General features: G+C 38.6%; 26 protein-coding genes, 1 tRNA gene and 1 riboswitch. Of the genes, 10 read left to right on the top strand and 17 right to left on the bottom strand.

Translation table 11 applies throughout. The features are described 5' to 3' along the window. Window positions 1–4: 4 nt before the first annotated feature. Window positions 5–1,486: an AMP-binding protein gene (locus tag NSU02_RS15580; protein WP_339193260.1), complete on the top strand. Its 1,482-nt coding sequence runs from the start codon at window positions 5–7 to the stop codon at window positions 1,484–1,486. Then, on the top strand, window positions 1,483–2,631 hold the full coding sequence (locus NSU02_RS15575; protein WP_130156496.1) for a thiolase family protein: 1,149 nt from the start codon (window positions 1,483–1,485) through the stop codon (window positions 2,629–2,631). Before NSU02_RS15580 ends, NSU02_RS15575 begins: the two co-directional genes overlap by 4 nt. 841 nt (window positions 2,632–3,472) lie before the next feature. Here NSU02_RS15575 and NSU02_RS15570 read toward each other — a convergent pair. Beyond that, complete coding sequence (locus tag NSU02_RS15570; RefSeq protein ID WP_117016936.1) at window positions 3,473–4,090, bottom strand: DedA family protein; 618 nt, start codon at window positions 4,088–4,090, stop codon at window positions 3,473–3,475. 101 nt (window positions 4,091–4,191) lie between these two features. Further along, entirely contained in the window at window positions 4,192–4,431 is a 240-nt protein-coding gene (locus NSU02_RS15565; protein WP_339193259.1) for a hypothetical protein, read from the bottom strand. A 198-nt stretch (window positions 4,432–4,629) separates the two neighbouring features. Here NSU02_RS15565 and NSU02_RS15560 point away from each other — a divergent pair, with 198 nt between their 5' ends. Next, window positions 4,630–5,205, top strand: coding sequence for an NAD(P)H-dependent oxidoreductase (locus tag NSU02_RS15560; protein WP_327848599.1), 576 nt, complete (start codon window positions 4,630–4,632; stop codon window positions 5,203–5,205). 81 nt (window positions 5,206–5,286) lie between these two features. Then, on the top strand, window positions 5,287–6,111 hold the full coding sequence (locus tag NSU02_RS15555) for an aldo/keto reductase (protein WP_094244595.1): 825 nt from the start codon (window positions 5,287–5,289) through the stop codon (window positions 6,109–6,111). Between the two features lie 441 nt (window positions 6,112–6,552). Here NSU02_RS15555 and NSU02_RS15550 read toward each other — a convergent pair whose 3' ends face one another. Both NSU02_RS15550 and NSU02_RS15545 read right to left on the bottom strand, forming a co-directional pair. Next, complete coding sequence (locus NSU02_RS15550) at window positions 6,553–7,026, bottom strand: thioredoxin family protein (RefSeq protein ID WP_063387256.1); 474 nt, start codon at window positions 7,024–7,026, stop codon at window positions 6,553–6,555. 299 nt (window positions 7,027–7,325) lie between these two features. After that, on the bottom strand, window positions 7,326–7,745 hold the full coding sequence (locus NSU02_RS15545) for a disulfide oxidoreductase (protein WP_063387257.1): 420 nt from the start codon (window positions 7,743–7,745) through the stop codon (window positions 7,326–7,328). A gap of 158 nt (window positions 7,746–7,903) precedes the next feature. On the opposite strand from NSU02_RS15545, the gene NSU02_RS15540 reads away from it, so the two are divergent. Together NSU02_RS15540 and NSU02_RS15535 are read left to right on the top strand one after the other, a co-directional pair. Next, entirely contained in the window at window positions 7,904–8,326 is a 423-nt protein-coding gene (locus tag NSU02_RS15540) for a CBS domain-containing protein (RefSeq protein ID WP_063387258.1), read from the top strand. A 296-nt stretch (window positions 8,327–8,622) separates the two neighbouring features. Then, entirely contained in the window at window positions 8,623–10,371 is a 1,749-nt protein-coding gene (locus NSU02_RS15535; RefSeq protein WP_063387260.1) for a phospho-sugar mutase, read from the top strand. A 342-nt stretch (window positions 10,372–10,713) separates the two neighbouring features. Here the strand turns inward: NSU02_RS15535 and NSU02_RS15530 are convergent, their stop codons facing one another. Together NSU02_RS15530 and NSU02_RS15525 are read right to left on the bottom strand one after the other, a co-directional pair. Beyond that, entirely contained in the window at window positions 10,714–10,959 is a 246-nt protein-coding gene (locus NSU02_RS15530) for a YhdB family protein (protein WP_063387261.1), read from the bottom strand. 155 nt (window positions 10,960–11,114) lie between these two features. Next, window positions 11,115–11,552, bottom strand: coding sequence for an Rrf2 family transcriptional regulator (locus NSU02_RS15525; RefSeq protein ID WP_063387262.1), 438 nt, complete (start codon window positions 11,550–11,552; stop codon window positions 11,115–11,117). A gap of 176 nt (window positions 11,553–11,728) precedes the next feature. Between NSU02_RS15525 and hmpA the strand changes: the two genes are divergently transcribed. Both hmpA and NSU02_RS15515 read left to right on the top strand, forming a co-directional pair. After that, a complete protein-coding gene (hmpA, locus tag NSU02_RS15520; protein WP_339193257.1) occupies window positions 11,729–12,949 on the top strand; it encodes an NO-inducible flavohemoprotein in 1,221 nt (406 codons plus the stop codon). 234 nt (window positions 12,950–13,183) lie between these two features. Then, on the top strand, window positions 13,184–14,599 hold the full coding sequence (locus NSU02_RS15515; RefSeq protein ID WP_063387264.1) for a SpoVR family protein: 1,416 nt from the start codon (window positions 13,184–13,186) through the stop codon (window positions 14,597–14,599). 173 nt (window positions 14,600–14,772) lie between these two features. On the opposite strand, the gene NSU02_RS15510 is transcribed toward NSU02_RS15515, so the two are convergent. From NSU02_RS15510 to NSU02_RS15500, 3 genes are read right to left on the bottom strand one after another with little or no spacing between them, the layout of a single operon-like run. Further along, on the bottom strand, window positions 14,773–15,462 hold the full coding sequence (locus tag NSU02_RS15510) for a TerC family protein (RefSeq protein WP_066250886.1): 690 nt from the start codon (window positions 15,460–15,462) through the stop codon (window positions 14,773–14,775). Between the two features lie 52 nt (window positions 15,463–15,514). Next, entirely contained in the window at window positions 15,515–15,790 is a 276-nt protein-coding gene (locus NSU02_RS15505; protein WP_066250884.1) for a DUF1232 domain-containing protein, read from the bottom strand. Continuing rightward, on the bottom strand, window positions 15,753–16,199 hold the full coding sequence (locus NSU02_RS15500; RefSeq protein ID WP_063387267.1) for a sporulation protein: 447 nt from the start codon (window positions 16,197–16,199) through the stop codon (window positions 15,753–15,755). The genes NSU02_RS15505 and NSU02_RS15500 overlap by 38 nt, the downstream gene beginning before the upstream one ends. A gap of 377 nt (window positions 16,200–16,576) precedes the next feature. Between NSU02_RS15500 and ytvI the strand changes: the two genes are divergently transcribed. Both ytvI and NSU02_RS15490 read left to right on the top strand, forming a co-directional pair. Beyond that, window positions 16,577–17,605, top strand: coding sequence for a sporulation integral membrane protein YtvI (gene ytvI, locus NSU02_RS15495; protein WP_063387477.1), 1,029 nt, complete (start codon window positions 16,577–16,579; stop codon window positions 17,603–17,605). 141 nt (window positions 17,606–17,746) lie between these two features. Continuing rightward, window positions 17,747–18,838 (top strand): AI-2E family transporter, encoded by a 1,092-nt coding sequence (locus tag NSU02_RS15490; protein ID WP_066250881.1) that lies wholly within the window; start codon window positions 17,747–17,749, stop codon window positions 18,836–18,838. Between the two features lie 75 nt (window positions 18,839–18,913). Here NSU02_RS15490 and NSU02_RS15485 read toward each other — a convergent pair. The 8 genes from NSU02_RS15485 to NSU02_RS15450 all read right to left on the bottom strand — a co-directional run bounded on the left by NSU02_RS15485 (window position 18,914) and on the right by NSU02_RS15450 (window position 25,932). Further along, window positions 18,914–18,987: transfer RNA gene (locus NSU02_RS15485), tRNA-Pro, on the bottom strand. 60 nt (window positions 18,988–19,047) lie between these two features. Further along, the gene (gene crcB / locus NSU02_RS15480) at window positions 19,048–19,410 is read right to left on the bottom strand and encodes a fluoride efflux transporter CrcB (RefSeq protein WP_063387269.1); all 363 of its coding nucleotides are present in this window, start codon (window positions 19,408–19,410) and stop codon (window positions 19,048–19,050) included. A 12-nt stretch (window positions 19,411–19,422) separates the two neighbouring features. Then, a complete protein-coding gene (gene crcB, locus NSU02_RS15475) occupies window positions 19,423–19,830 on the bottom strand; it encodes a fluoride efflux transporter CrcB (protein ID WP_339193256.1) in 408 nt (135 codons plus the stop codon). Between the two features lie 87 nt (window positions 19,831–19,917). Continuing rightward, window positions 19,918–20,208: a hypothetical protein gene (locus NSU02_RS15470; RefSeq protein ID WP_339193255.1), complete on the bottom strand. Its 291-nt coding sequence runs from the start codon at window positions 20,206–20,208 to the stop codon at window positions 19,918–19,920. A 187-nt stretch (window positions 20,209–20,395) separates the two neighbouring features. Continuing rightward, window positions 20,396–21,439, bottom strand: a complete 1,044-nt coding sequence (locus NSU02_RS15465) for a ribonucleotide-diphosphate reductase subunit beta (protein ID WP_063387272.1) — start codon at window positions 21,437–21,439, stop codon at window positions 20,396–20,398. 12 nt (window positions 21,440–21,451) lie between these two features. Further along, the gene (locus NSU02_RS15460; RefSeq protein ID WP_066250873.1) at window positions 21,452–23,716 is read right to left on the bottom strand and encodes a ribonucleoside-diphosphate reductase subunit alpha; all 2,265 of its coding nucleotides are present in this window, start codon (window positions 23,714–23,716) and stop codon (window positions 21,452–21,454) included. A gap of 135 nt (window positions 23,717–23,851) precedes the next feature. Beyond that, window positions 23,852–24,031: riboswitch (cobalamin riboswitch) on the bottom strand. A gap of 133 nt (window positions 24,032–24,164) precedes the next feature. Beyond that, complete coding sequence (locus tag NSU02_RS15455) at window positions 24,165–24,605, bottom strand: Hsp20/alpha crystallin family protein (protein ID WP_063387274.1); 441 nt, start codon at window positions 24,603–24,605, stop codon at window positions 24,165–24,167. Between the two features lie 145 nt (window positions 24,606–24,750). After that, window positions 24,751–25,932 carry an IS701 family transposase gene (locus NSU02_RS15450; protein WP_063388773.1) on the bottom strand — a complete coding sequence of 394 codons (1,182 nt, stop codon included), beginning with the start codon at window positions 25,930–25,932 and terminating at the stop codon, window positions 24,751–24,753. Window positions 25,933–26,114: the final 182 nt, after the last annotated feature.

Genomic DNA, 26,114 nt, shown 5'->3' with positions numbered 1-26,114 from the left:
GCTGATGGGGATCGGGAGAAACATTAGCCAATTTGCATACGAACATCCTCAAAAACCGGCAATTCAACAAATAAATGGACGGACGGTTACATATTATGAACTGTACGAAAATATAAAAAAAATACAAACAGCTTTCATTCGATTGACAAACAAAAAAAATATAAAAGTTGGCATATTAATGGGAAACACTTCAGAATTTTTAGAAGTGTTTTTTGCCGTTATTACACTTGGCGGGATTGCTGTTCCTTTTGATCCAAAATGGAAAAAGCGCGATATCCGGCATGTATTGGAAAGCTGCCAGCTGGATATATGCATTGGAAGCCGCAATTTTTTGGAGAGGACCGGAATAAAGCATGAGAACGTCATGTTAATTGATGAAATAAAAAAAGATGTCCAAACGGATCATCACGAGAAGTGGGAAGAGTTTGATGAAGAATTGTTTTATCTCGGCTTTACTTCAGGTTCAACTGGAAAACCGAAAGGATATATGAGAAATCATAAATCCTGGCTGGAAAGCTTTAATGTAGGAGAACAAATTTTTGGATATGGAAAAAATGATGTCATCATTGCTCCCGGCCCTTTATGTCATTCGTTGTCCTTGTTTGCGGCTGTTCACGCCTTACATATCGGGGCGACTTTTTATTTGCTCCCGGCTTTTTCTCAAAAGGAAACATTCAATATTTTGTTAAAGAGAGAGGCAACTGTATTTTATGGCGTTCCAACGATGATTCAAGCTTTGCTTCAAATGATGAAAAATGAAGAGAAATGCATAATGAACAATGTAACAATCATTTCGTCTGGTGCAAAGCTTTCTTATGAAGCTAGAAAGCAGTTAAAAGAAAAGTTTCCGAACGGACAGTTGTTTGAGTTTTATGGCGCATCGGAATTAAGCTTTGTCAGTTATGTCGATGATGAAATTTTTAAAATAGCGCCAAAAAGTGTCGGCATTCCTTTTCCAGGTGTGGAAGTAGCAATCAGAAAAAAAGATGGGTCGGAAGCATCCTTTAATGAAGTTGGGGAAGTAGTCGTACGCAGCAATTTATTATTTTCAGGGTATTTCAACAACCCGATTGAAACAAAAAATGTATTGAAGGATGACGGCGCATCAATTGGTGATTTAGGGTACTTAGACGAGAACGGTTTTCTAACGATCGTTGGACGCGAGAAAAATATGTTCATCAGCGGCGGTTTAAATATTTATCCGGAAGAAATTGAAAAAGTTTTGAAGGAACGGGATGAGGTTGAGGAAGCGGTTGTTATCGGAGTAGAGGACGATTATTGGGGGCAGAAGCCGGTTGCATTTATTAAATGGAAAGAGAAAGCTCAGCATAGAAGCTTCAATGCATTAAAGCGCTATTGCCGATCTGAGCTCCCGTTATATAAATGCCCGCGAACGTTTTATGAAGTGGACGAGTTCCCTTATACATCCAGCGGAAAGATTGCGCGAAAAGAACTTGAATTCATTGTGAAAGGGGAAGAAAAATGACGATCCCTGTCATTGTTATGGCAAAAAGAACGCCTATTGGAAAAATGGGGGGAATGTTTAAAAACGTCCGCCCTGAACAACTGGCTGCTGCAGTCATCAAAGCGATTGTAGACGAGAGCGGAATCGATCCGCAGGAAATTGATGAAGTTATTTTAGGAAATGCGGTCGGTCCAGGAGGAAATATCGCTAGACTCTCACTCCTTTTAGCGGGGCTTCCCGATCAAGTTCCGGGTATTACTGTTGATCGCCAATGCGGATCAGGATTGGAAGCGGTGAATCTCGCTTGCCGGCTTGTCCAATCAGGAGCCGGCGACATTTATATTGCCGGAGGAGTCGAAAGTACAAGCCTTGCCCCTTGGAGAATTGAAAAACCTTTATCTTTATATGAAATGAAGCCACCTAAGATCTATACGAGAGCACGGTTTTCGCCGGAGTCGTTCGGTGATCCTGAAATGGGGGAAGCGGCGGAAAATGTTGCGGAAGCGTTTCAAATTTCAAGGGAAGAGCAGGACTTGTTTGCATACAGCAGCCATCAAAAAGCGGTTCAAGCGATGGAGAATGACAGATTCAGCAGTGAAATTGTCCCTGTAAATGGCATGGATCGTGATGAATGTCCAAGGAAAAGGTTGAGCTTGGAAAGGCTTCGTGCCATGAAGCCGATATTTAAAGAAAATGGCACAGTCACTGTTGGCAATTCTTGTCCATTGAATGACGGGGCTTGTGCCGTCCTTGTCATGTCTGAAAAAAAATGCCGAGAGCTTGGGCTTCTGCCCGTTCTGAAATTTGTCGATTGTACAAGTGCAGGTGTCGATCCGAACCTTTTAGGCATTGGTCCTGTTCCAGCAGTGCAACAGCTGCTGAAACGAACCGGCTTCCAAATGGAGGATATCGATTTAATCGAATTTAATGAAGCTTTTGCCTCTCAAGTATTGGCTTCTGTTAAGCAATTAAACATCCCATTGGAAAAGCTGAATGTGGGAGGAGGGGCTATTGCCATCGGACATCCTTATGGTGCTTCAGGCGCTATTCTTGTTGCAAGGCTTTGCACAGAAATGAAAAGATTGAGAGGCAAACGGGCAATCGCAACATTAGGAATCGCAGGTGGTCTGGGCCTCGCTACATTGTTTGAATTGTATGACGCATAAAACAAATCATTGGAAAGCGCGTTTTCGAAGCAGCTTTCCAATATCCTTGTGCGCCCGGCATGGGTGTAATCTATAGGGTGAAAGTCCCGAGCTGCGAAGGCAGAAGTAGCAGTTAGCTTAACGCAAGGGTGTCCGTGGTGACGCGGAATCTGAAGGAAGCGAGCGGCAAACTTCCGGTCTGAGGAACACGAACTTCATATGAGGCTAGGTATCACTGGGTGAGTTTGCAAGACAAAACAAAGCCCTTTCTGCCGAAGGTGATACAGAGTAAATGAAGCAGATGGATGGAAGGAAAGATTACACTCTTACCCGGGGAGGTCTGGCTGGCACGCCAAGTAACCTTGGTAACCTATCTAGTGATAGATAGCTGAACAGTCAGAAGTCAGCAGAGGTCATAGTATTAGTTGGTCTAGAACAACTAAGAAGGACCGAACAATTAAGAGAGAATAGCCCTTGGCATTCAGTGAGTCATGATGAACACAGAAAACGTAGTACCTCACTTGAGGGAGGAAGCGGTGAATCCCGTGGGAGATCTCTTGGAGGGTGGAGTGACCACTGGCATAAAGAGAACAGCTATTCACGGAAGTTATAAAGACTTGCGTCAATTATCTTAATTGAACCGCCGTATACGGAACCGTACGTACGGTGGTGTGAGAGGACGGGAGTTAATCGCTCCCTCCTACTCGATTCATTCGGCCAGACAAGTGGAAATAATCGCTTATCAGCGATGAATGGAATAGCTAAGCCTCAATCATCATTGCGAGCGGTATTTGTTTGATTGAGGCGAGCTAAAAGTATAAAAAACGTGCATATATTATTTTTCAGCGCTTCAGGCAAAGCGTTATGATTTGGAGCGTCGGAATCGAAAAAAATACCAAATGATGATTGCAGCAAATACAAGAACGGCGATCACAGCATAAATGATTTTTGAATAAATGTCTATGTATTCGGTAATGAGAGGCCAAGCTTCTCCTAATCCCGCGCCAACCGATACGAGAAATATATTCCATACGAGAGAACCGATCGTAGTGAAAATCAAAAATAAAACGAAATTCATGTTGGACATTCCAGCAGGAATGGAAATTAAGCTTCGCAATAACGGAATAACTCGGCAAAATAACACAGTCCATATGCCGTAACGGTCAAACCAATTGTCTGCTTTATGTATATCCTCTTTTGAAATTTTCAATATGTATCCCCAACGGTCAACAATTTTTTCCAACCTCTCAACATCTAGCAACAGACCGACGCCGTATAAAATGATTGCACCGACAACGGAGCCGCAAGTTGCCGCCAAAATAACTCCTGGAACTGTCAAGTTCGAATAAGTGGTCATAAAACCGCCAAAAGGAAGGACAATTTCGGACGGAATCGGTGGAAAAATGTTTTCTAGCGCAATAATTAAAAAAATTCCGAGGTAGCCATATTGCTCCATAAATTCTGTAATCCAGTTTTCCATTCAAGTTCCTCCTAATAAAGAACAAATTCTCTATATATTATACTAAAGAAATTGTCCAAAAAATGATCAAAAATAAAATCTAGCCAATTGACTGGATGTCCCTAAAGAAGTATATAAAGCTGATAAAGTACAAGTAGAACGGTGGACACAATGAAAATGTTTTTGGCTACTATTTGTTTTTTCTGTTTGTCGATGATTTTCAATTCTTTTTTATTTACTTTCGAGTGATTGGCTGCAATCCATTGTTTTACTTCCCATTTGTTTTGACAGGTCGCTAAATACGTTTCTCCATTTTTTCCAGTTGCATGAATAATAAAACGGCAAGTTTTTTTTGTACTCAAATAGTATTCCCAACCTTTTCAAAAAAAGATTTAGATTACTGTTATTTTATCAATTTCCAACTAACTTTCAACCTTATTTTATAATTATTTTCCATTTCAAAAATTATGAAAAATGAAAGGGGATTCATTATGTGCTGTCGTGCATGAAGTTTAACAAGAACTTTCATACTAAAAGTAACATCGTCTGGAGGTAGTTTTATGAATTCACTGATTATTTACGCCCATCCAAATCCAAACAGTTTTAATTACGCGATCTTGCAGACTACTGTACAAAAACTTCAGCAAAAGCAGCATGAAATTAGAATTCGGGATTTATATGAAATGAACTTTAATCCTGTCTTAAAAGAGGATTACTTTACAAAACACAATCCAGCCGTATCCAAAGCGATACAAGAAGAGCAAATGCATTTTTCGTGGGCAAAACAATTAATTTTTATTTATCCGACATGGTGGAACGGCATGCCCGCTATTTTAAAAGGATATATCGAAAAAATATTCACGAATGGCTTCGCTTTTACGTTTACGGATGAAGGGGCAAAAGGGCTTTTGCAAAATAAAAGAGCGATTATTTTTCAAACAACATCTCATCCGGAAAATTATTTAAAGCCGTATCAGTTAATTGCATCAATGGAGACAATCGTTGATGTCGGTATTTTAAATTTTTGCGGGATTGAAACAATCACTCATAAGTTTTTTTATTCGGTTCCTTATGTCGATGAAAATACGAAAAAGGCGATGCTAAAGGAAGTGGAAGATATTGTTGAAATGATTTAATTTTTTCGAAATATTCACTTTTTGACAGGGATCATGTATAATAGAAGTGATGCACCAAAACTAGAAAGGGAGTGGAGTTGGTTGGTCAAAAGCTTGCAAGATACGGTGACTTTACATAATGGTGTTAAAATGCCGTGGTTTGGTTTAGGCGTATATAAAGTCAATGAAGGGGAAGAAGTGATTCAAGCTGTAAAATCAGCAATTAAAGCGGGCTACCGCAGCATAGATACGGCGGCATATTATAAAAATGAAGAGGGAGTCGGAATTGCGATAAAAGAATCGGGAATACCGAGAGAAGAACTATTTATCACAACAAAAGTTTGGAATGACGATCAAGGCTACGACTCTACATTAAAAGCGTTTGATGACAGCCTAAATCGATTAGGATTAGACTATTTGGATCTATATTTAATCCACTGGCCAGTTTCAGGAAAATATAAAGAAACATGGAAGGCATTAGAACGGTTGTATAAAGACGGAAGAGTTCGGGCGATTGGAGTCTGCAACTTCCATGTTCACCATTTAGAGGATTTATTGCAAAGTGCGGAGATTAAACCGATGGTTAATCAGGTGGAATTTCATCCAAGATTAACACAGGAGGAACTTAGAAAATATTGCAAAGAGCAAAACATTCAATTTGAAGCTTGGTCCCCGCTTATGAGAGGTGGGCTTCTCGATAATGAAACTTTAGCCGAGATTGCTGAAAAATACAATAAAACGATCGCACAGGTGATTCTCCGTTGGGATCTTCAACATGAGGTCGTGACAATTCCAAAATCGACAAAAGAGCATCGAATTATTGAAAATGCTTCTATTTTCGATTTTGAACTATCTCAAGAAGATATGGAAAAAATCGATTCCCTCAATAAAAATGAGCGGATAGGTCCTGATCCTGATACTTTTTAAAAGGTAAGAAATAAGAAATCGGTAATACTACAAGCCTTTCCTATATGCTGTTCAGCAGCTTTTGAAAGGTGAAAAAATGCTTCAGCTTCAATGGAAATACATTTGTGAGCTTGAAGAAGAAATATGTTTGGAAATCTTTCCGGATAAATTGATTATTTTGCGATAGTGATTTGCAAATCATTCATCATTTTGCTGGAGCCAAGCGTATGAAGACGATTTATTGCAGTATGAACAAAATTTCTAAATATTGGAGATACGGATATTCTGTCCGCTTTTCCTGTTAAGATTGACAAAATTTGATTATTCAAAAAGCCGCTTTTGAAATAAAAGCGGCTTTAACTTTCTTGTGCAAGTTTTTGTTTTTCTCCGACAGACAATTGTTCCATATTGCCAAGCAGGCATTTACAGCTTCCATGTTTGTCATGAAAAGACAGGTTTTCCTTATTTTGATTTTGTCCAATTTTCCAGCGCTTCTCGAAAAACGCTTTTTTCCTGTGAACCGACGATACGATCGGCTTCTTTTCCGTTTACATAATGGACAAGCGTTGGAGTTGCATCAATTTTATACTCATCCCAGCCCTCTTCAAACTCAAGAAGGTTGTATTGGTAGATATCCACATTTAATTCTTTTGCCAAAGGCATTAAGATCGGTGTTGTGTTTTTACAGTGCGGGCAGGTAGAACTGAAAAAATAGACAATGACATCTTCTTGATTATTTAATTTTGTTTCTAGCTCATCCGGAAGTATGATGTTTTGATAATTTGGATCATCCAGCAGCTTGACGGTTTCAGGATGCAGGCTCGACTTTTTGTACGGATTTCCTTCCGCCTTTTGCTTATTTTGCAAATTTGTTACAATTGCCAGTGCCGCGAACAGTACAATAATGATTCCGCCGAATATAAGCAGTTTTTTCATATAATTTGGCGAGAAGACCCCGTAATTTTAAAAATTTTGGGGAAAGTATCGCCGTTATTCACTCCTTTCGTTCCTTTGCACTAAAAAATGTAAACCGATTTTCATAAATGACGGGAATGACGGCAACCGCAAAAAATAAATGTTTATCTTTCTAAGACCTCATGAACTTGCCGGATTGCGATTAAGTCTTAATATGGGTAAAAAAACATAATTGAAAGCTATAAATCCAAAGGTTTTGTTTGCTGGTCTATAGAATTTGCATCATTCGCCTCTTGAAAAATCTGAAAATAACGGAAACGTTATCCTTTCTGCCGTAAAATGAAAAAGCTTGTGAGGAAAATAATTGAAAAGCCAATTAAAGCCAAGAAAGGAATTGTAACGAATCCAAACCAATTAATGTAGTCGCTTGTACAAGGAACTCTTCCGCATGCGAGGCTATGTTCCCCCAAAAAAGGAATTTTTTGTATAGAATAATGGTAAATGGAAATCATGCCTCCCATAATGGACAAAGTTAAGGAATAGCTTGCAATTTTGTAATCCTTTTTTACTACAGCTATTCCAAGTATAACAACGAGCGGGTACATAAATATCCTTTGAAACCAGCACAATTTACATGGTTCGAAATGCATGATCTCAGAAAAATACAGGCTTCCTAAGGTAGAAATTAAAGAAGCGATCCAGCCTATCAACAGCAAATTGTCTTTTCGCTTATCATCCATCCAACTAACCTCTCTGTTTTCTTTCTAAAGGCATTATAATACATTTCCCCTGAATTAAAAATGATTTTGCGATGAAATCAATAAAACATCAGCTAAGAATTATTATCATTCATAAATTTTTACATATTGTTCAAACTATCAACGAAAGGAGTGAGACTATGGATAAAATTCGCGATATCATGTCTTCTAATGTCATTTCCGTTTCATCAAATCAAACTGTTCAGGAAGCTGCTCAGTTAATGAGACAGCATAATGTTGGTGCGATCCCTGTTGCAGATAATGGACAATTAAAAGGAATTATTACAGACCGTGATATTACGCTTCGCTCAACAGCTCAGGGCAAAAACGAAAGCACAACCGTTGCAGAAGTTATGTCGACAAACCCTGTATGCTGTAGTCCAGACGCGAGTCTGCAAGAAGCTGCCCAAATCATGGCACAAAATCAAATTCGCCGGTTGCCTGTAGTGGAAAATAATCAAGTTGTCGGCATGGTCGCATTAGGAGATTTAGCAACAAATAAGACTTCTGATGAAGCGGCAGGAGAAGCATTAACAAACATTTCTGAAAAAGATCTTCAATAACCCCTCTTGCAATCCCGGGATGGGAGTGCCTTGCTGAAAAAAGAGCGTCCGTTTGGCGCTCTTTTTTCCGTTCAGTGGCAAAGAGCTTTGTCGCTCGGTTTGTTTTTTTTCAAATGATACAAATAATACATAAATTTATAAATAACTCGAGAAATGGAAAGACGATCATTTGCGAAAAATATGTAAAAGCTGTTTCGAATAGTTCTAAAAATAGGGATGATCATCTCATTTCCATAAAATTTGTGATAAAATATTTCAGGAGAGAAAAAGAAGGGGAACTGGAGGGGTGTTAAGTTATGGCGAAATGGAAAGAAAATTATCAACGATGGATATCGAAAGAAGATATAGATCAAGAGCTAAAACAGCAATTACTAGAAAAAGCAGACAATGAACTCGAATTAGAGGACTGCTTTTATAAAAGCTTAGAGTTTGGTACAGGAGGAATGCGGGGAGAAATTGGCCCAGGCACAAATCGGATGAACATTTATACAATCCGCAAGGCTTCTGAGGGATTGGCAAGATATATTGAATCTTTTGGAGAAGAAGCCAAAAGACGCGGCGTGGTAATTGCTTACGATTCCCGCCACAAATCGCCGCAATTTGCTATGGAAGCGGCAAAAACTATCGCAACGCATGGTATTCAAACTTATGTATTTGATGAATTAAGGCCAACTCCTGAATTATCTTTTGCTGTCCGTTATTTAAACGCATTTTCAGGTGTTGTAATAACGGCAAGCCATAACCCGCCGGAATATAATGGATTTAAAGTTTACGGAGAGGATGGAGGTCAGATTCCTCCAAAAATAGCTGATGAAATCATCAAAAAAGTGAATGAAGTTGAAAATGAATTAGAAGTTGCTGTTGAAAATGAAGATATTTTAAAACAAAAAGGCTTGATTAAAATCATTGGAGCGGAAATAGACGAAGCATATAATGAAAAGATCAAAACGATTTCACTGAATCCTAATTTGGCAAAAGAAGTAGATGTAAAGGTCGTTTTTACGCCGCTTCATGGTACAGCCAATAAACCGGTTCGACGAGCTCTTCAATCATTAGGCTATCAAAATGTAACCGTCGTCAAAGAGCAGGAGCTTCCAGATCCAAATTTTTCGACAGTGGCTTCGCCGAATCCTGAGGAGCATGCAGCGTTTGAGCTAGCGATAAGAGAAGGGAAACGCATTGATGCTGATATTTTAATCGGAACTGACCCTGATGCTGACCGTTTAGGAGTTGCTGTCAAAAATGACAAAGGCGAATACATTGTGTTAACAGGAAACCAAACGGGTGCGATTTTGCTCAACTATATCCTTTCTGAGAAAAAGAAAAAAGGATTGCTGCCTGAAAATGGCGTTGTTCTAAAAACGATTGTTACGTCGGAAATAGGCCGCGCAATAGCGGAGGAATATGGACTAAAAACAATTGATACGCTTACCGGGTTTAAATTTATCGGGGAAAAAATTAAAGAATTTGAACAAACGAAACAATACAAATTTCAATTCGGTTATGAGGAAAGCTACGGATATTTAATTGGCGATTTTGCCAGAGACAAAGATGCCGTTCAAGCGGCCGTTTTAGCTGTTGAAGTATGTGCATTTTATAAGAAAAAAGGGCTCACACTTTATGACGGATTAATGGAAATTTTTAATCGATACGGGTATTACAGAGAAGGGTTAAAATCGTTAACCTTAAAAGGTAAGGACGGAGCAGAACAGATTAAGCGAATTTTAGAATCTTTCCGCCAAAATCCGCTTGCTGAAATTGCAGGTAAAACGGTTACGATTATCGAGGATTATTTAACAAGTGAACGTACATTGCTTCAATCGAACAAAAAGGAAACAATTGATTTGCCAAAATCAAATGTATTGAAATATTTCCTTGAAGACGGATCTTGGTTCTGTTTGCGGCCTTCGGGAACCGAGCCGAAAGTGAAATTTTATTTTGCTGTTCAGGCCGATTCACTGAATAATAGTGAAAAGGCATTGGAAGAATTAATAAATGCCGTAATGGAAAAAGTAAATGATATTCTGACAGTTAAAAAAGCTTAACTCCATTTCGATTGAGATCCCTTCAGTCTGTCCAATAAGTCTTAAAAATAAGAGCGAGGGAGAAAAACAAGACGTTTTTCCACCCTCGCTTTTTCGTTTACGCTCTTAAAAAAGCGGGCTAAGTCCCGAGTTTTGGCAAAGTTGATAGCCGATTATAGCAGCGGATCAATAGCCATGAAAAAAGGCTCCTGAAAAAACGGGCTTTCGGCAAAAACGATCGCCGCTTTCAGCATTGAAGCAATAACTTAAACGACTAAAACAGAAAGAAAAAGCAACCCCATTTTTCAGAAATAACTTTTCTGAAAAAAGGTTGCTTAAACTATTGAGTCACCTTTCTGGAAACTATTTCAGCGCGATTTCCGGTTCAACCTCTGTTACGTTTTCTAATGCATGGTCAATATAACGAAGTAAAGCATATAGTTTATGCTCAATAATTTGATAATCGTGTTCAAAATTATAAGCGTGTAAAAAATGCTCAATTTTTTTGGAAAGAAAATCGTCGTTTGTGCGCACCATTAAAATAATCAAATTGTCCCATTGCGAACGGTGCGTGTAATATAATGCTTTGTCGTAATCCATTTTATTCATAATAAACATCCCTCCCTAAAAGGAGTTATGTTTATTGTATGAATAAATCGGTTTTTTGTACCGTTGCAAATGTTGGACATAACAACAGCCGTTTCTTTCAAAACAAATGTATAAATGCCTCATTCAAAAAACGAAAGACCATTTAAGGCTTTTTTCTACTTCACATTAAACAAATGCTTCAATTCGTTTTGATTTATGATTAAATCAGCGAGTGTGTACTGATCCAGCACTTGTAAATAAGCTTGCAAGGCTTGCTGGAAAACATGGCGCAGCCTGCAGGCGGATGTGATCACACATTCGCTGTTTTTTTCATTAAAACATTCGACAAGATGGAAATCTTCTTCAGTTTTTCTGACCACATCGCCAATATTTATTTCGGATGCAGGACGTGCTAAACGGAAACCGCCATTTCGTCCTCGAATCGTTTCAATATACCCGTTTTTCCCAAGCTGGTAAATGACCTTCATTAAATGGTTTTTTGAAATGCCGTACACATCCGCAATTTCTTTAATATTGGATAATTCCTCTCGGTTTTTCGTGCCAATGTAAATGAGCACACGGAGCGAATAGTCAGTATAGTTTGTAAGACGCATTGGCCTCCCTCTCTTTGTCCGTACTAGCTCCATTATACACTGATGGATAATTTAGGTTCAAAAATGTGACATCTTTTCAAAAGATGTATTTAAAATATTGCTTTTAAGACGAAGATCAACTATTTTAAAGATATATATAAAATACATCTTTTTTCAAAACAAAGGAGTGCAAATTTATGTTATCCGAACGTACTATTGAAATTATAAAGTCCACCGTGCCAGTTTTAGCTAAGCAAGGAACAGAAATCACAAGTCATTTTTATAAACGAATGCTTTCCAATCATCCGGAGTTATTAAATATTTTTAATCATACAAACCAACAGAAAGGAAGACAGCAAACAGCGCTAGCAACCACACTTTATGCTGCTGCCGAGCGCATTGATCAATTGGAGACGATTTTGCCAGCTGTGAAGCAAATTGCTCATAAACACAGAAGCTTAGGGGTTAAAAAAGAACACTATCCAATTGTCGGCGAAAATTTATTAGCAGCTATGAAAGAAGTGTTAGGCGATTTAGCAACAGATGAAATTATTTCTGCGTGGGAAGAAGCTTATAACGAAATTGCAAACGTATTTATCGAATTGGAGCAACGAATGTATGCTGACGCTGAAAATATGGAAGGTGGCTGGAAAGACTTTAAGCCGTTTGTTGTTGTAGATAAAGTAAAAGAAAGCTCTGTTATTACATCGTTTTACCTAAAACCGAAAGATAATGCTGTATTGCCATCATTCCTGCCCGGACAATATGTTACCGTAAAAGTAAAAATAGACGGCCATCAATATTTGCTGAATCGTCAATACAGCTTATCAGACGCTCCTGGCAAAGAATATTTTCGAATTTCTGTTAAACGTGAGGCAGAACCGGATCAACCAAAAGGGGTCGTATCGAATTACCTGCACGATGATGTTCAAATTGGAGATGAGCTTAATATTAGCGTGCCTGCTGGCGATTTTACATTGGATGTCACGCAAAACTCGCCGGTTGTTTTCATCAGCGGCGGTGTTGGAGTAACGCCAATTATGAGCATGCTGAATACAATAGCAAAAGAAAATCCTTCTAGACCGGTTCGTTTTGTTCACTCTGCTAAAAATGAAGATGTTCATGCTTTTCGTTTGGAAGTAAAAGAGTTAATGAACAGGTTGCCAAATGGAACATCCTTTATTTGTTATACGGAGCCGTCACGTCAAGAAAGCGCCAATCATACAGGTTATATGACTAAAGACATTCTTAAGCAATTCATATCTGAAAATGCAGATTATTTTATTTGCGGCCCTGTGCCATTTATGAAAGCAGTCATTAATTATTTAAAGGAGCTGGGGGTTGCTTTTGAAAATATTCATTACGAATTTTTTGGACCAGCTCTACAAATTGCGCAGCCTGAAGGTTCGACCATTTAATGTAGTTTTTCCAAAAAAGTTTTTAATATTTGGTGCCGTGAGAAGGCACCATTTTTTTTATAAGATTGTGTATTTTTGAACAGGAATGTCTCCCTTTTTTGCTTTTCGTTTGGTGACAGGCAGTTCAAGATGTGAAATGGAAATAGTGCAATCTGACACAACGTTCAAAATGTTTTTCATCATCTCCCGTTTGTTTTCATAAATTGTTGTAAGGAAAAAGAAGGGGGATGAACAATGAACAAGGAGGATCATAAAGTTCTTCAATATGCAATTGAAGAAATAACAGAAATCGCAAAGGGGTTTGGTCTTGATTTTTATCCGATGAGATATGAAATTTGTCCAGCTGATATTATTTATACATTTGGTGCATATGGAATGCCGACTCGTTTCTCCCATTGGAGCTTTGGAAAGCAATTTTATAAAATGAAGCTCCATTATGATTTAGGTCTTAGTAAAATTTATGAACTGGTGATTAACTCAAATCCTTGTTATGCCTTTTTGCTTGATACTAATTCTCTTATTCAAAATAAACTAATTGTTGCACATGTCCTCGCGCATTGTGATTTTTTTAAAAACAATATTCGCTTTAGTAATACGAAACGGGATATGGTCGAAAGCATGGCGGCAACAGCGGAAAGAATCAAGAAATATGAACTTTTATATGGAAAAAGAGAAGTGGAAAAATTTTTAGACGCGGTTTTATCCATCCAAGAACATATTGATCCGTCTTTAGTTCGGACAAAACTTTCTTGGAGCTTGGATGATGTTGATGAGGAAGAAGAGCTTAAGACATACAAAACACCGTATGATGATCTCTGGTCTTTAGGAGAAAAAAAAGAAAAAAGTGAACAGACAATCAAGAAAAAGAAAAAATTCCCTCCCAAACCGGAGAAAGACGTGCTTTTGTTTATCGAAGAGTATAGCCGGGAGCTTGAAGACTGGCAGCGTGATATTTTAACAATGATGAGAGAGGAAATGCTATACTTTTGGCCTCAGCTTGAAACAAAAATAATGAATGAAGGCTGGGCGACGTATTGGCACCAGCGGATCATGAGAGAGCTGGATTTGACCTCTGATGAAGCAATTGAATATGCTAAATTAAATGCGGGTGTCGTACAGCCGTCAAGAACGAGCATTAACCCTTATTATTTAGGTTTAAAAATATTTGAGGATATCGAAGAAAGGTATAACAATCCGACCGAGGAAATGAAAAAGCGGGGAATTCAACCCGGTTCGGGCAGGGAAAAGCTGTTTGAGGTGCGGGAAATTGAATCGGATATTTCATTTCTTCGCAACTATTTAACAAAAGATCTTGTTATGCGGGAAGACATGTACTTATTTCAAAAACAAGGCAAAGACTATAAAATTGTTGATAAAGATTGGGAAAAAGTGCGGGATCAGCTCGTAAGCATGAGGGTGAATGGCGGTTTTCCGTACATTACGGTAATGGATGGGGATTATATGAAAAACGGCGAACTATATTTAAAACATTGGTATGAAGGGATTGAACTTGATATTAAGTACCTTGAAAAGGTGCTTCCATACATTTATCAGCTTTGGGGGAGAGGTGTCCATTTAGAAACGATTATTGAGGATAAACCTGTTTTATTTAATTTTGACGGCCGGAATGTCCATCGAAAATATTTGTAATGATGGGGCTGTCCAGAAAGTCAAAATCCATTGAAAACGAAACATCATAAACATTGATATATCAACATTGCTAAAACATTAAAGGGACGTCTATAAGCCGGAAAATCGACTTATTAGACAGCCCCACGGAATTTGTTTTTAGGCTTTAGGAAAAACGGTATCAGCATCATTTTTTAAGATGCTTCTTCTTTTGCTTCCACAGGGGAAGCTTTTTTCTTTTTTAAATATCCGGCAAAAATAACGCCTGCAACAAGAATAATGGTTAAGCCCCATTTTAGAAGCGGGTTTTCTTCAAAGAAGCCTTTTAGAAATTTTTCATCTACGATCATTTTGGCTGCTGTAAAGGCAATAACGGCAGCCCCAATTGTCACGATAACTGGGAACCGTTCAATCCATTTGATGATGAGCGTGCTGCCCCACACAACGATTGGAATGGAAATTAACAATCCGATTATGACTAAAAGGAACGATCCGTGCGCGGCACCGGCAACCGCTAAAACATTATCAAGCCCCATTAAAGCGTCTGCTACAATGATCGTTTTCATAGCGGACCAAAAGCTATTCCCGGTATCGACGTTATGTTCTTTTTTATCGATGAGAAGTTTATAGGCGATCCAAAGGAGAAGAATTCCGCCGACTAATAGCAGTCCAGGGATTTTTAAAAGCCAAACAACCGCAAGCGTCGCAATTGCCCGGATAAAAATCGCTCCAAATGTCCCCCATATAATGACCTTTGTTTGTTGGTGTTTCGGCACATTTCTAGCTGCTAAACCGATTAGAATGGCATTATCACCAGCTAAAACAAGGTCAATGATAACAATCGAAAGTAATGCTGAAAAAAACTCAGGTGAGAATAGTTCCAATATTTATCACTCCTCAAATATTTTATACTCATTTCGATGTTTTTATCCTTTGTTATGCAAGACAATATTTTTCCTGTAATTCCTTCGGAGCCATTTTGATCATTTGCTGCATGATAAAAGTAAATATAACGACATCATCCACAATTCCAATTAAGGACAGGAAATCTGGTATTGCATCGAACGGCAACAGGAAATATCCAATTATGAAAGCGATCGAGAATAGCTTTTTTTTCCTATTCACCTCCTTCGATAAGAAAAATTCAAATATAAAAGGGAAAAATGAACGAAAGTTATAAATGAACCGAATTCTTTTCCATATTTTTCTCATCGTTTTCCCCTCCACTAGGTTTATTTTTTAAAATTTGTATTGTGTCATGATCCAGACTATCGATTCCTTCTTCAAACACTAATGTTGTTTTAAAACGGTATGTTAAACTGTCTGTTGTTGCGGGAAGATGCTTTGGTAAAACAAATTCAAAAGGAATTTTTGCGCAATCAGCTGGATCGATTATGTCAGGAGCGAATAACGTAATGGAGGCGATTGATTGCTGATCAGCCTGATTGTTTATTTTCATAAGATCACATTGCAGCTGCTTAATCTTTTGAGTTATAGTGCCTCCTTTAATGTAGAGCGTGCCTGTTACTTTTTCTCCTGGAGAATACGTTTCTTTATCCAGTACAAGATCGACTGTTGCAGAGCCTATTCCGATTTTGGACATATATTTTCTAAGCAGCAACTCAAATCATCCTCCCAAAAATTGTTTTAAGATGCAAAAAGACCTTTGCCATTTTTATGGCAAAGGTCTCGCTAACAACATCCAGTTGTTCAATAAAGCCGGTGGATTCCTCCACGAAATGACGACTTTATTGTTAAGCTACTCCCCTTTGGGAATTTTTATTCTTATTCCGTTTTTCTAATTTGATTATATTGGTCAAATTGCGATTTGTCTAGTATTTTTTTTACTGAAGTAAATGTGTTTTGCAAAATGTCGAACAAATAACAATTTATAAAAATAATAAGGAATTTCAATAGTTCAAATGGAAAATCCACGATATAATAAGGATAACATGATGATTTTGAGTATAGAATAGATAGGAGAATGATGTATTGAAAATGAAAAAGTATCTTCCGCTTATCATCATTGGTATTGCCATTCTTATACTAATACCGTTCAGCATCCCGATATTGCTTGCGCTGCTTACAGCTCTTGTACTTGAAAAGCCTATCAGCATTCTCCAAAATCGATTTAAAATAAAAAGACCTTATGCAGTTTTGCTCATTTTTGTTGTTTTTTTACTCTTATTATGTATTCTAGGCTTTGGTTTGATAAACTTTATATATACAAACTTTGTGAGTTTTATAGAAAATATCCCTTTATATGTTAGAAAATTCAATCATGATTTTATTAATCCTCTTCTTGATACGTGGGAAAATTATTCCGCTTCCCTTCCAGAAGGTGTCATGACGTCTATTGAAATTTCCATTAATAATTCTGTCAATGCAGTTGACGGTCTTGTGAAGCAATTGATGGAATCGCTCATATTATTTGTTTCCGGCATTCCCGGCTTTTTCATTGAAGCGCTGATTTACTTGATTGCTCTTTATTTAATCAGTTTGGATCTGCCGAAAATATGGGCTTCGCTCGAGACCATGCTGACAGAAAAAACGAGAAATAAAATAAAATATGTTGTGAATGATCTTTATAAAGCAGGCTTCGGCTTTATTAAGGCGCAAGTTATTTTAAGTTTACTGACATTTATACTAGCTTATATTGGGTTGGTGCTGCTTCGTGTGGATTATAGCTTGATTTTGGCGATCATTATCGTGGTTGTTGACATCCTTCCAATATTGGGAACAGGATCGGTGCTGGTTCCTTGGGCTATTTATGCATTTAGCCAGGGGCAAACCAATCTCGGAATAGGATTAGTCGTCTTATTTCTTGTGATCACTGTCGTCAGACGTGCTGTCGAACCGAAAATTATGTCAACCAACATGGGAATAAGCCCTCTAGCCGCCTTGATCAGCATGTTCATTGGACTAAAGATGCTCGGTATATTAGGTTTATTTTTAGGTCCAGTTGTTGTGATTTTGTTTGAAACATTGCGAAGAGCAAACATCATAAAGCTTAACATAAAAATTTAAAAAGGTTTTCCTTAAATTTGAGCGGAAAATTTGGATTAGAAGCAATAGGAGGATTGAAAAAAATTGCTTAGAATATGTAAATACATGATATTCTAAATATTGGAATGAATGTTGCAAAATTGGATGCGGGAGGCAAGCATTTTGTTTAAATCAAAACTTCATTTTTGGACGTTAGAAATACTTTTGATCATTTTGATCTTATATTTCAGCACAAAAATATCTTTTCTTTTTGAGCCCATTGTGATCTTTATAACTACTTTGTTTTTTCCCATAATTATTTCCGGTTTTCTTTACTTTTTGTTTGCTCCGATTATTGGCTTTCTTGAAAAGCGAAAAATTCCAAGAGTGCTGGCCATTTTGATTTTGTATATCGTGTTTATCGGCGGAATTTCGATCGCCATCGGATTGGTAGGGCCTACGATTGTTAAGCAGTTTAATGATTTAATTCGAAACATTCCTTTTTATATAACAAAAACGAGAGAAATCATTGAAAACCTGTATCAAACAAGCTGGTTCCAATGGGTATTGACGCAAGATTATTTTTCCATTGAAAAAATTGAGAGCACCATTACGCAATATGCATCGAGAATTACAAATAATATTACGAATGGCGTTCAGTCCGTTTTCAGCGTTATCACAAATATAACACTCATTATTGTCACGGTGCCGTTCATTTTATTTTATATGATCAAGGACGGACATAAGCTGCCGCATCAGGTCGTAAAGTTTTTTCCGAGTGATTTCCGCGATGAAGTTATGATTATCTTAAAGGAAACAGGCGAAACCTTATCTACCTATATTCAAGGACAAATGCTTGTTTCCATGTTTGTCGGGCTCTTTACGTTTATCGGATACTTAATCATTGATCTGCCGTATGCTTTGCTGCTTGGAATAACTGTGGCAATCACCAATATTATTCCGTATTTAGGTCCGTTTATTGGGGCTGCTCCGGCCGTTATTGTCGGCTTGCTCGATTCACCTTTTAAAGCACTTCTTGCGATTATTGTCGTGACAATTGTTCAGCAAATTGATGGGAATGTGATTTCTCCGTTTATTATCGGCAAGAGGCTTGATACACATCCGTTGACCATTATTATTTTGTTGCTTGTTGCAGGAAATATCGCGGGAATTTTGGGGATGATTTTGGCTGTTCCAACATATGCTGTAACCAAAACGGTTGTGATTAACTTATATAAATTAATTAAACTGAGGAAAGGGATTAAAAAGACGTAATTCAAAATATAAGCCGCTTGAAAAAGCTCAAGCGGCGTTTTTGGTTTTAAATGATGATTTAGGAGGTTTACAGAGTCGGGATGACAGGATTCGAACCTGCGACCCCCAGCACCCCATGCTGGTGCTCTACCAAGCTGAGCTACATCCCGCTGGACAATCTGTATTATAAAGAAAAAATCAAACCATGACAATATGATTCAAATAAGTTTTTAAAATATAGCGCCTAGTTGGAAGCCGAGAAAGGCAAACAAAAGACCGAACGCATAGCTTGAAAGAAAATAGCAAATGGACACTGTTTTTTGTTTTTCTGTTAACAGCTGTTTATTTTCAAGCTGAAACGTAGAAAAGGTGGTAAAGGCTCCTAAACATCCCGTTCCAAATAACAGTAGATATGCTTCTGAAATATTCATGCCGATCAAAAGGCCGAGCAGGAAAGATCCGCTGACATTGATAATAAATGTCGCGACAGGGAACTTCATATTGCTTTTCTTTTTAATCCAATTGGTGACGATCAAGCGGGCATTAGCTCCTAAAAAACCTCCGATTCCTACAACGATAAAGTTGAAAAGCATTACTCTTCACTCCTATTCATGATCGGCCGTTCGTGCGTTGTGCTGGGAAAGCATTTTTCGGCCAAGATGATAACCAGACGAAACAAATAAATAACCGCCTATTAAGCTTGACAATGTATACATAATGGCTGTTTCCCATTTATCGGCAATCATCAATTGAATGTTCTCAAAACTAAAAGTTGAAAATGTAGTGAATGCCCCGATTAAGCCAGTACCGATCGCTGCGGCAAAATGGGGAGGAAATCCTTTTATTTTAAATACATATTCAGTCAACCATCCCAAAAGAAAACTTCCAGCCAAATTGGCTAAAAGTGTCGCTGCTGGGAAAGATCCTGTCCAAAAGCTGGAAGTCCATAGGCCGACACTGTATCGAAGGCAGGCACCTGCTATCCCGCCCAAACCGACTAATAAATAAATCATTATCTTCACCTCGCAATGGTGGAAAACAACATAGCTCTTTTTAGCCAATATGATTTTCTTAATCTTCGTGAAAACTATATTTCTTTTTTAGGGCATCGCCTTTGTAATTGCTTCTATAATGAACGCAATACAAGCTAAAAAGATGGTCAGTAAAGTTGAACATAACAATATGTTTCTGATGACGACAGCAGCTTTGTCGTATCTGCTGAAAGTTTGAAAAGCAAAATATACAAAGATGCCTAATAGAATCGAGGCAAACCAACTTATAAAGCCTGTTTTTGTAGCTAATTTTTGCCAATCAAACATCCAAAAATATAGAATAGCGAAATGAATTGTTACTAACAAAATTGACATTATGATCAAGGTTGATTTTAACATAAGATCCCCTCCGCACATATTATACCATGGCATGGAAAAATGGGATGCTTAGGTTCCCAAAAAGATAAGCTCTTTTAAAAGAAAGTAGTTGCTTATCGAACAATTCTTTCATAGCATTCCTTTTGGTTTGGCAGCAGATAAAAAAACGGGCAGTCTCTGCTGCCCGTTATCATGAGAACGTAAATTTTTACAACTCATCAAAGCCGTTATCAATCGTGTTGACTTTTGTATATTGTCTCGATTTTTGTTCAAAGAAGTCTGATTTTCCTAAGTCCACTTCTTCGTAAGCCCGTATCCATTTCAAAGGATTTGTCCGATAGCCTTCAAAAGGACGTTCGAATCCCAGCTGATTGGCACGGAAATTCGCATAAAATTTAATATAGCTCTCCACATCTTTTAAATGCAGGCCTTCAATGTCATTGCCGATAATTACACCGGCCCATTCGATTTCCAGCTCGGCTGCTTTCATAAATGTTTTCGAAACGAATTGTTTCAGTTCATCTGTATCATATTCAGGATATTGCTTCAGCACCGCTTTGAAAATTTTTTCAAACAAACCTACGTGTATTTGTTCATCACGGTTAATGTAGTTAATCATCGTGCTAGTGGCTACCATCTTTTGGTTTCTGGCTAAATTATAAAAGAATGCGAAACCGGAATAGAAAAATAAACCTTCCAGTATGACATCAAAGACGATCGATTTTAACAAATTCTCCACATTCGGATTTTCTGCAAATGCTTTATACCCGTTGGTGACAAATTCATTTCGCTTCCTTAAAACCGGTTCGTTCCGCCAATATTCAAATACTTCATCCTGTACGTTTTTAGGCACGATGCTTGAAAGAATATACGAATATGAATGGTTATGAATCACTTCCTGCTGAGCGAGCAAAATCATTAAGGCGTTTATGCTCGAGTCTGTAATATAATCAGCAACTTTTCCGGCATAATCGGTTTGAATGCTGTCTAATAAAGCTAAGAGGCCGATAATTTTTAAAAATGCGTCCTGTTCTCTTTCTGAAAGCTCAGGAAATTGCTTCACATCTTGAGCCATATTAATTTCAAAAGGTGTCCAAAAGTTTGCGAGCATCCGTTTATATTTTGGATATGCCCACGGGTAGGCGACATCATCCCAATTGAGCACGTTGGAACATTTTCCGTTCACTATTGCTGTTGAACGGTTTGGTGCATCAGGATCCATAATAACTCGTTTTGTTAATGTTTGCTCCATATTACTTCCTCCTTAACTTGCACATGATTCACATTCATAAATGTCGCTTGATGTCGAACGGACATAATACGTTGTTTTTAATCCGGATTTCCAAGCTGTCAAATGAAGCTCCAGCAATTCTTTCGCTTTAATCGTGTTTAGGACGTAAAAGTTGAAGGAAATGGACTGGTCAATATGTTTCTGGCGCACTGCATTTTGTTTGATGCTCCATGTTTGGTCGATCAAATAAGCGGATTTATAATACCAAGTCGTTTTCGCATTTAAGTCGGGAACGGTAACTGGAATTTTGTAGTCTTTCTTTTCCTCTGAATAAACTTTTTGGAAAATTGGATCGATGCTTGCTGTGCTTCCGGCTATAATGGAGGTCGATGCGTTCGGTGCGACCGCCATTAAATAGCTGTTGCGAATCCCAAAAGTCTGCACTTTTTCCTTTAATTCCTGCCATTTTTTTGACGTATAACCGCGGATTTCAAAATATCGCCCTGTATCCCACTCCGAGCCTTTAAAGAGAGGGTATGCGCCTTTTTCTTTTGCGAGCTCCATACTCGACTGAATGGTTAAATACGCAATTTTTTCATATAGTTGGTCGACAAATTGGACTGCCTCGTCGCTTTCCCATGTAATTTCCTTTAGTGCAAATAAATGATGCATGCCAAACGTTCCAAGACCGATTGCACGGTATTTTTCATTTGTAAGCTTTGCCTGTAATACCGGAATGTTATTTAAATCGATAACGTTGTCCAGCATCCGCACTTGAATAGGGATTAAACGTTCCAGAACGTTGTCTGGAACAGCCCGTGCCAAGTTGATGGAAGAAAGGTTGCAGACGACGAAATCGCCGGGCTTTTTCACAATGACAATTTTTCCATCTTCAACATATTGTTCTTCAACAGTAGTAGCACTTTGATTTTGCGCAATCTCTGTGCATAAATTGCTGCAATAAATCATGCCGGCATGCTTGTTTGCGTTTTTTCGATTCACTTCATCCCGATAAAACATAAAAGGCGTTCCCGTTTCAAGCTGGCTGATCATAATCCGTTTCATTATTTCAATCGCAGGCACTTTTTCTTTAGATAAGGAAGGATGATTCACGCACTCAAAATATTTTTCCCGAAAGCTGCCGTTACCTTTTTCTTCATCATAATAATCTTCCAGACTGAATCCCATGACTTTGCGAACTTCGTGGGGATCGAACAAATACCAGTCCCCGCGCTTTTCAACTTGCTCCATAAATAGGTCAGGAATGCATACACCTGTAAATAAATCATGGGTGCGCAGCCGTTCGTCTCCGTTATTTAATTTTGCATCTAGGAAGGCGAAAATATCTTTATGCCAAACATCCAAATAAACGGCAATTGCTCCTTTTCTTTGGCCGAGCTGGTCGACGCTCACTGCCGTATTATTTAATTGCTTCATCCAAGGAATGACACCTGATGAAACTCCTTTGAACCCCCGGATATCGCTTCCGCGGCTTCTGATTTTCCCTAAATAAACTCCAATGCCTCCGCCGCTTTTAGAAACATTGGCAATATCAGTGTTCGAATCATAAATGCCTTGAAGGCTGTCGTCTACCGTATCAATAAAGCAGCTTGAAAGCTGACCGACTGATTTTCCTGCATTAGCCAATGTAGGTGTTGCAACCGTCATATATAAATGGCTCAATGCCCAATACGCTTCCTTTACAAGATGCAAACGTTTGGACGGATGCTCGTTGATCATTAACGTCATAGCGATGATCATAAAACGTTCCTGTGGAAGCTCAAATGTTCGTTTATGAAAATCTTTAGCTAAATACCGGTCGTAAAGGGTCCTTAATCCGATGTATGTAAACAGCTTGTCCTTCTCAGGATCAATGGCATTTCCCAGCTCCATAATTTCCTCTTTTGAATAATGCTCTAGCAAAAGAGGGCTGTAGATTCCAAGATCGGTTAATGTTTCGATTAACAAATAAAAATCGCCGTAGCCCGGTTGGTTGTAATTTCTGTTTTGGCTCGCTTCATAGTAAATTTTTTCAAGAAATACGTGTGCAGCTAAAAAAGTCCAATCCGGCTCACTTTCCGAAATGTTTGCTAAAGCTTCAATAATCAGCAGGTTTGTAAATTTTTCAAGATCATCAATCTGCTGGTATTGTAGGGTTGTCGACACTCTCTCGCTGTATTCATGAAAGGAAAGGGATGGAAACTTTTTTTCAAGCTGTCTTAGATAAAGCTCCCAATCGCTCCTGTTAAAATGATTTTGAAAAACCTCGTATAGATTTAATGCTTTCGTAATATTCATCAAACATCCTCCTTATCAAAATAAAAAACCGCTCAGGAAGCTGAGCGGATCAAACGATGATTAAAAGGGAGGCAGTTTACAAGGCGAAACTACTCCATTCAAACCATCGTTTCATCTTCCCAACCCCCGAAGAATTAGAAACGTTCGGACAAAGGCAGGTCTCCTGACTCGTGCTTCATCCTACTTTGAATCCTTCCCATACGAAACGTACAGTGGATTATTCATTTCGTAGCACTCACAGTTGCGGGGACAGTTCCGGATTCTCACCGGATTCCCTTTTAAGCTGAAAACAGCACCTTTGTCGTTAGGTTTTCAATATATAGTATTTAATTGTTTTTGATTACACAATATATAGATTTTTGATGTTATATATTCATCATAATCGTACTTGGCGAAAATTGCAATAAAAAAGTGAGGCTGATTGAAATTTTGCAACCTCACGAAACAATTAATGAAACTGAATATCAATTTTCTTTTTGTTGTTTTCGGTTTGTTTTGGAATACGGATTTCCAAAACGCCATTTTTATATGTCGCGCTCACTTCTTCTTCTTTTACATTTGCCGGCAATGCAACAGCGCGGTGAAACCGCCCTACAAACCGTTCGCGTCTATGCATTTCTTCTTCCTTTACTTCTTTGCTTCTTTGAATTGTGCCGCTGATCGTAAGAACGTTGCGATCAAGATGAATGTCAACGTCTTCCTTTTTTTCAAGGCCGGGCAAATCACACGTAACAATTACTTCATTAGCAGTTTCATGAATATCAAGCCGGGGGGTATTCATAGTCTCAAAGTTTTCAAAAAAATGCGGGAAGCTTTCAGAAAAAACGCGATTCATGTTTCGTCTAAATTGGTTGATCTCAGAAAAAGGATCGTAAGGAATGAGAGCCATATGATTGTTCCTCCTTTGATTTTTTTACAGAAAATATTATTTGTGTTGAGAAGAGAAATATACATAAAGCAGAGTTTAAATTACTGTAGTTGAGCAATTTTCATTACAATAATTACCATGTAAAAAGAGACAAACGGAGTACCCCTTATGCCACATGAAGCTGTTTTTTAACGACATCAATGGGAATATCTTGTTTCGCTGCATCGTAAATAAACTCCACGAGGCTATGTCCTTTCTTCTTTCGAAGGAAGTCAAGCCCGGTAGAGAAATCGCTGTTGGATTCGACCATACTGTACACATAAGCGAGTTGCACCAAGATCCAATACCGTTTCACCGCCCGACGTTGACGAACGCGGTACCCATCGAGCTTCAGCTGGTCTTTCGCTTGTCGAAAAAAGCATTCGATCGACCAACGCTGGGCATAGTAGCGCAAGATCTCTTCATCGCTTAGCTCCCGGTCGGTGCTCAAGACGCAGTGAAGATGTTCAGGTGTCATCGGCTGATCGGCTTTCCAAGCCAACAACACAACGGCATCATCGAGACCTTTCAGCGCTCCCTCGTAGCGATACACGCGATAACGCTCTTCTCCCACCGTGACGAGATGGGTGTCGTTCGGTTCGATATAGCGGGCAAACTGTTTGGCTTGGATGGCGATGCCTTTTGGATAAAGAACCCGATTCGTCTTGAGCATCGCAATGACGTGGAATCCTTTTTTCAGGCAGGCTTCCACGAGTGTTTTCGATGGGTACCAAGAATCCATCAGCACATAAACAGAACCGTGCACATCCAAAGAAGAAAGCATCTCGATGGCCCATTGACCCTTGCTTTTCCCATCCGCCTTGTCGTAGAGGCGAAACGCAAAGGGAAAGGCTTGCGTCATCGTATGAACCATGAGCCAGACGAGAGAGTGTCCCCAAATCGACTTTTTGTCCGCGTGAGAATAATGCCAATTACACCCTTCAATAGCGTGTTTCGCCTGTGACGAAGGCTTCGTTTTTCGGCAGATCGTATCATCGATCGAAACAAAAATGGGGTGATTCTTTCGCTTGGCCGTTCGTTCCACATGACGAAGCATCCACTGCTGGAGTTTGCGAAGCAAGATTTCTTCATCCCAAGGGCTTTTCGTGAAAAAATGGCTCAGTGTCGTTCGATGGTTGGGATGAAAGCTCTCATGATGCAGATCGGTCAAGGTTCCCACAAATCCTTTCGTTGTCAGCGCATCGATAATATGAACGAGATGCTTCATGACCGGCTTAGAGAAATAAAGGGCCAGCCCCAACATTGCGAAAAACTTGTCGATTCCTTGGTGATGTGGTAGTCTATTCATGAGACATGAACCTCCTTGAGAATGGTTTGGTGACACATCTATTCTAATCAAGGAATCGGGTTCATGTCTCCTTTTTTGTTCGGATGTAAATTTATGTTAGTGAATTTGCTCATCTACAGTAAATTACTGTTTTTAATCATAAAAATATAAATAAGTCCGCTGCGTCCAAATCGTTTCGTGTT

It is taken from the genome of Aeribacillus sp. FSL W8-0870 (assembly GCF_037963755.1).
GTDB lineage: Bacteria > Bacillota > Bacilli > Bacillales > Aeribacillaceae > Aeribacillus > Aeribacillus composti.
The sequence above is the reverse complement of the archived record's forward strand: the minus strand, read 5'-3'. Positions and strand labels throughout refer to the sequence as shown.

Coding starts and splice junctions, on each gene's coding strand:
- NSU02_RS15580 (WP_339193260.1), top strand. CDS start 5: ATGGGGATCGGGAGAAACATTAGCCAATTTGCATACGAACATCCTCAA.
- NSU02_RS15575 (WP_130156496.1), top strand. CDS start 1,483: ATGACGATCCCTGTCATTGTTATGGCAAAAAGAACGCCTATTGGAAAA.
- NSU02_RS15570 (WP_117016936.1), bottom strand. CDS start 4,090: ATGGAAAACTGGATTACAGAATTTATGGAGCAATATGGCTACCTCGGA.
- NSU02_RS15560 (WP_327848599.1), top strand. CDS start 4,630: ATGAATTCACTGATTATTTACGCCCATCCAAATCCAAACAGTTTTAAT.
- NSU02_RS15550 (WP_063387256.1), bottom strand. CDS start 7,026: ATGAAAAAACTGCTTATATTCGGCGGAATCATTATTGTACTGTTCGCG.
- NSU02_RS15545 (WP_063387257.1), bottom strand. CDS start 7,745: ATGGATGATAAGCGAAAAGACAATTTGCTGTTGATAGGCTGGATCGCT.
- NSU02_RS15540 (WP_063387258.1), top strand. CDS start 7,904: ATGGATAAAATTCGCGATATCATGTCTTCTAATGTCATTTCCGTTTCA.
- NSU02_RS15535 (WP_063387260.1), top strand. CDS start 8,623: ATGGCGAAATGGAAAGAAAATTATCAACGATGGATATCGAAAGAAGAT.
- NSU02_RS15530 (WP_063387261.1), bottom strand. CDS start 10,959: ATGAATAAAATGGATTACGACAAAGCATTATATTACACGCACCGTTCG.
- NSU02_RS15525 (WP_063387262.1), bottom strand. CDS start 11,552: ATGCGTCTTACAAACTATACTGACTATTCGCTCCGTGTGCTCATTTAC.
- hmpA (WP_339193257.1), top strand. CDS start 11,729: ATGTTATCCGAACGTACTATTGAAATTATAAAGTCCACCGTGCCAGTT.
- NSU02_RS15515 (WP_063387264.1), top strand. CDS start 13,184: ATGAACAAGGAGGATCATAAAGTTCTTCAATATGCAATTGAAGAAATA.
- NSU02_RS15505 (WP_066250884.1), bottom strand. CDS start 15,790: ATGAGAAAAATATGGAAAAGAATTCGGTTCATTTATAACTTTCGTTCA.
- ytvI (WP_063387477.1), top strand. CDS start 16,577: ATGAAAAAGTATCTTCCGCTTATCATCATTGGTATTGCCATTCTTATA.
- crcB (WP_063387269.1), bottom strand. CDS start 19,410: ATGCTTTTCAACTTTATCGTTGTAGGAATCGGAGGTTTTTTAGGAGCT.
- crcB (WP_339193256.1), bottom strand. CDS start 19,830: ATGATTTATTTATTAGTCGGTTTGGGCGGGATAGCAGGTGCCTGCCTT.
- NSU02_RS15470 (WP_339193255.1), bottom strand. CDS start 20,208: ATGTTAAAATCAACCTTGATCATAATGTCAATTTTGTTAGTAACAATT.
- NSU02_RS15465 (WP_063387272.1), bottom strand. CDS start 21,439: ATGGAGCAAACATTAACAAAACGAGTTATTATGGATCCTGATGCACCA.
- NSU02_RS15460 (WP_066250873.1), bottom strand. CDS start 23,716: ATGAATATTACGAAAGCATTAAATCTATACGAGGTTTTTCAAAATCAT.
- NSU02_RS15455 (WP_063387274.1), bottom strand. CDS start 24,605: ATGGCTCTCATTCCTTACGATCCTTTTTCTGAGATCAACCAATTTAGA.
- NSU02_RS15450 (WP_063388773.1), bottom strand. CDS start 25,932: ATGAATAGACTACCACATCACCAAGGAATCGACAAGTTTTTCGCAATG.